2 protein-coding genes are annotated in these 948 nt (G+C 63.3%); one reads left to right on the top strand and one right to left on the bottom strand.

Annotated features, from left to right (window positions below):
• Positions 1–855, top strand: an 855-nt coding sequence (locus AC1DRJ_RS29760; RefSeq protein WP_477805275.1) for a LysR family transcriptional regulator, incomplete at its 5' end; no start/stop codon positions are given.
• Here the strand turns inward: AC1DRJ_RS29760 and AC1DRJ_RS29755 are convergent.
• Positions 852–948, bottom strand: a 97-nt coding sequence (locus AC1DRJ_RS29755; protein ID WP_477805276.1) for a DUF883 C-terminal domain-containing protein, incomplete at its 5' end; no start/stop codon positions are given. The two genes, AC1DRJ_RS29760 and AC1DRJ_RS29755, sit on opposite strands and share 4 nt — an antisense overlap.

The raw sequence follows: 948 nt of genomic DNA, 5'->3' as shown, positions 1-948 counted from the left end.
TTCGAAGCCACTGCCCGACTGAACAGCGTCAGTCAGGCCGCCGAACAGCTGCACGTCACCCATGGCGCGGTCAGCCGGCAGCTGAAGGTACTCGAAGAACACCTCGGCGTCAGCCTGTTCGTCAAGGAAGGCCGCGGCCTTAAACTCACAGATGCCGGCGTCCGGTTGCGCGAAGCCAGCGGCGAAGCGTTCGAACGGTTACGCACGGTATGTGCAGAGCTGACGCAAAGCACCGCCGATGCGCCCTTCGTGCTCGGCTGCTCGGGAAGTCTGCTCGCGCGCTGGTTTATCCCACGTCTGGGACGGCTGAATGCGGACCTGCCGGACTTGCGTCTGCACCTGTCAGCCGGGGAAGGCGATCTCGATCCGCGTCGGCCAGGGCTCGATGCATTACTGGTGTTTGCAGAACCGCCATGGCCGGCGGACATGCAGGTCTATGAATTAACCAGCGAACGGATCGGCCCGGTCATGAGCCCGCGATTCGCCGGCTACGAAAAGTTGCAAGGCGCACCCACCATAGCGCTGCTGAAAGAACCATTGCTGCACACCACATCGCGCCCCCAGGCGTGGCCGAGCTGGGCACAGCAAAGCGGCCTCGATGCCAAGGCGTTGAAGTACGGTCAGGGTTTTGAGCATTTGTATTATTTGCTGGAAGCCGCAGTGGCCGGTCTGGGGGTGGCGATTGCACCTGAGCCGCTGGTGGCCGAAGACGTCAAGGCCGGTCGCCTGGTTGCGCCATGGGGCTTCAGTGAAACCCCGGCGCAACTGGCGTTGTGGCTACCCAAGCGTGCCGCGGACGGGCGGGCTCGGCAACTGGCGAAGTGGCTCAAGAACGAGCTGCACCCAGCKGATTAGTTCCCGCGTTTACACAGCAGGTAGGCCGCGAGAAGGCCCAACGCACCCACGGCAACACCGGCTGTAGTCCAAGGGTGTTCCTGGGCGTAGTCC

The sequence above is a fragment of the Pseudomonas sp. P5_B2 genome, assembly GCF_056400445.1.
Note: the sequence above shows the minus strand (reverse complement) of the source record. Positions and strands in the feature narration are given on the sequence as shown.